The following is a 3,751-nucleotide window of genomic DNA, read 5'->3' on the forward strand; positions in this document are numbered from 1 at the left end:
ATATCCCCCTAGCCTCTCCCAAAAATGAGGCATAGGGGGATTTCACATATTGTACGTATAAAAATTGCTACTCAATTCCATCTACAAAATCTTAATTCATAGATATTACATTTCTATTTCTGGGAACTATAAATACACAAAGCTTTTTGTTGGTATTAAAGTTTTGACTTGTACTTATTTCCTGGACTGGGTTGTTTTATGGAATCGGGGATATCTGTTGGGTTGTGTGCGGACAAAAATATTGAAGTTGGCTTGCATGTAACATTGTACTCACTCATGCAAAGCTCGCAGTGTCCAGTTAAAATAAATTTAGTGTGTAAGGGATATACGGCTACAGATATAGATAAAATTCATCGAACTCTACAGCCCTTCGATCGCAAATACCAACTAAATATCATTGAATTCGATGAAATAGCCTTGTTTGGTAAGTTTAGTGGCTTGCATGGTAATAAGTTTAATTTTACCAAGCTCATTCTGGCCAGCTTATTACCAGACGATCGGATCGTCTATCTGGATAGCGATCTGTGTATCCGTAGAGATCTCCAAGAGCTGTTCGATACAGACCTCAATGGATTTACGATCGGTGCCTCAGCAGTTGAAACAATCGCAGATTCGCTCAGAAGTAGCTTCTACCAGTCAATTGGCATGAACAAAGAAGCCAAGTATTTTAATTCTGGTGTGATGCTGATGGATCTGAAAAAATGGCGAGAACTGGACATTACCGCCAAATGCCTAGCATTCGCCAATAAATATGTCGATCGATTAGTTTTTGGAGATGAGGCAATCCTAAATTGCATTTTCTATGAAAACTTTCAAGTTATCGATCCATCGTATAATCACCCGTTATATCCAAATTCAGATTTAATTAAATCAAATTCAAATGACATATTTCATTTTGTCGGCTCTCCTAATCCATTTGATTTTTTAGGGGAATGGATTCACGTCAATTTTTCGATGTTTCATGAAACCCTAGCTCAAACTAACTTGAGAGATTATAAAAGCTATCGAGGTCTTTCGATCCAAAGATTAAAACGGACGCTGAGATTATTACGCTCTTATTATCGGTGTGTAGGGCAGCATCTGAGACATAAGTTAATTGATGTTGCAATGCATCCGTGTCCCTCACGTAGCGATCGCGAGTACAATGCGAATCGACACTAATTTCGATCGCGAGCTACATATGACCGGCAAACTAATAGTTTTAACTGGGCCGAGTGGCGTCGGCAAAGGGACGCTTCTCAAAGCTCTACTCGCACAACATCCCGAACTATATTTATCGGTTTCTGCCACCACCAGATCGCCCCGTGAAGGCGAGGTCGATGGCGTTCACTACTATTTTTACCCCCGCGATCGCTTCGAGCGGGAGATCGCGGCTGGCGCACTCCTAGAATGGGCGGAGTTTGCTGGCAATTATTACGGTACGCCGATTGCACCAGTAAAATCGCAACTAGATTTGGGTCGATCGATTATCCTCGAAATCGAGCTAGCTGGAGCCAGACAGGTAGCGAAAATATTTACCGATGCATTACGAATTTTTATTCTCCCACCCGATTTCCAGACACTAGAAGCACGGATTCGCGATCGCGGTACCGATAGTCCTGAAGCCATTCTCAGACGGCTAGAGCAAGCCAAGGTAGAAATTGCGGCTCAAAGCGAGTTCGACTATCAGATTGTCAATGATGATTTTCAAACAGCATTAGCAGAACTGGAGCAGTTAGTGAGTAATGGTTAGCTAAGAGGATGTCTGAAAAGGTTGTTTGATGTGAATCGTAGATCCAAATCCCCCTAAATCCCCCTTCAAAAGCAGGGTGGTTTCGTACAAGAAAATAAAAATGCATAAACCCATTTGCTTAGTCCTCAACCGCCCTCAAATAAATTTGGGGCTAATAGCAAAAGTTCACTGAAGTGAACTGAAAGATTTTTCTTCTGGTGTATGAAACCACCCTGCCTTTTTAAGTGGGCTAGGGGGATTTCTAGGGTTTAGGCTCAACAGAATTGACTTTTCAGACAGCCTCTAAGATTCTGAGTAAATGCGATCGAGTAAAATATCTGCCCAAATGCGGAGGGAACGGCTCGGCGATCGACTCTATTATGAGTAAAATCCTTACCGCTAGATAGCCCTAAAGCGATGAATCCCGAAGCACCTCAGGCCGACCGACCGATCGCGACTACTCGCAAGGAACAGCTCAGAGTCATGCTGGCGATTTGCATCATCGTGGTGGGGACGATGCACTTTGTCGTACCTGATCCCTTTGTTAAGATCGTGCCGGATTATTTCCCCTCTCATCTAGCATTGGTGTACATCAGCGGCTTTTTTGAGATCTTGGGTGGCATTGGGCTGTTAGTACCACCAGTGAGTCAAGCTGCGGCTTGGGGTTTGCTAATCCTATTTATTGCCGTGTTTCCAGCAAATATTAATATGGCTGTAAATGCGATCGATCTACCCAACATTCCCGATTCAGATGCCTTTCGGTGGGGGCGGCTGCCATTTCAAGCAGTATTGATTGCGTGGGCGTGGTGGTATACCCGCACGGATAGCTTGGACGAACAAGTATCGTTAATACCCGATCGCTGGGTGAAATTCCTGACTCAGGACTTAAAGTAACCCGATCTTCAACTCCCCGCTCCCCGCTGTCTCGATCGCAACCGTCGGGAAACAAAGGCGTGCGCGCATCGCTCCCCGCCCCCCGCTCAAATCTAGTATGTGATTTAAGTAAGGACAGCTTAGTGCGCACCCTTACCTGACAAAGCAGCGTTTTTGTGTAATAACCAGTCTTAGCGGCACATCACAAAAGCAATGCAAAGATTTAATCTCACCGTATTCAAACAGTTTTGGGCGATCGCCAAATCTTACTGGTCGAGCGAGGATAAATGGCGGGCGCGGGGATTATTACTCGCGGTCATCGTCTTATCGTTGGGCTACACCGGCTTAAGCGTCCTGCTCAATAACAAACGCGGCGTGCTGATTTCAGCACTCTCGGCGCGCGATGAAGCGAGGTTTTGGGAGACAATTTGGGTGTTTACGGGGACGTTAGTGGTCTATGCACCGCTATTTGCTGGCTATGTGTATTTGCGCGACAGGTTAGGGGTCGAGTGGCGCAAGTGGTTGACCGATTCATTTCTCGATCGCTATTTTCAAAATCGCGCCTTTTACAATCTCAATTACGCCCAAGCCAATATTGACAACCCCGATCAGCGGATTGCCGAAGATGTTAAAAGCTTCACTCAAGAGTCGTTAACGCTGCTGTTAGCCCTCGTCGATTCATTACTAGCGATCGCGGCATTTACCAGCGTCCTGTGGGGGATTTCACCACCGCTGGTGTTATTTTTGATTGTCTATGCCTTAGTCGGTACCCTGACGACGATTGGTGTATTCGGGCAGCCATTAATGCGACTCAATTTCGAGCGACTCAAGACAGAGGCTAATTTTCGATTCAGTTTAGTCCGCGTCCGAGAAAATGCCGAAGCGATCGCTTTTTATCAGGGGGAAGGCTACGAATCCGATCGGATTAAAGGTCGGTTTGTGGAAGTATTCGACAATTTTAAACGCTTGATTTTTTGGGAATTAAATCTCAATATTCTCACCAATGCTTACGAATTCATTCCATTTATTCTACCCGCGATCGTCGTAGCTCCAGGGATCTTTGCTGGGGAGTTAGAAGTTGGCAAAGTAACCGAGGCGCAAGGCGCATTCATTCGGATCTTTTTCTCGCTGAATTTGATTGTCGCGCGGTTCCAATCGCTGACTACT

The 3,751-nt window shown here is 45.1% G+C and carries 4 protein-coding genes; all 4 read left to right on the forward strand.

The features are described 5' to 3' along the window. Positions 1-198: 198 nt before the first annotated feature. Positions 199-1,161 carry a glycosyltransferase gene (locus tag RMO84_RS07980; protein ID WP_310487938.1) on the forward strand — a complete coding sequence of 321 codons (963 nt, stop codon included), beginning with the start codon at positions 199-201 and terminating at the stop codon, positions 1,159-1,161. Positions 1,162-1,180: 19 nt separating this feature from the next. After that, positions 1,181-1,732: a guanylate kinase gene (gene gmk, locus RMO84_RS07985; protein WP_310487935.1), complete on the forward strand. Its 552-nt coding sequence runs from the start codon at positions 1,181-1,183 to the stop codon at positions 1,730-1,732. 396 nt (positions 1,733-2,128) lie between these two features. Continuing rightward, entirely contained in the window at positions 2,129-2,605 is a 477-nt protein-coding gene (locus RMO84_RS07990; RefSeq protein WP_310487936.1) for a DoxX family protein, read from the forward strand. Between the two features lie 192 nt (positions 2,606-2,797). Continuing rightward, a partial coding sequence (locus tag RMO84_RS07995) for an SbmA/BacA-like family transporter (protein ID WP_310487937.1) occupies positions 2,798-3,751 on the forward strand: 954 nt, incomplete at its 3' end.

Source organism: Chamaesiphon sp. VAR_69_metabat_338 (assembly GCF_031423935.1).
Classification (GTDB): domain Bacteria; phylum Cyanobacteriota; class Cyanobacteriia; order Cyanobacteriales; family Chamaesiphonaceae; genus Chamaesiphon.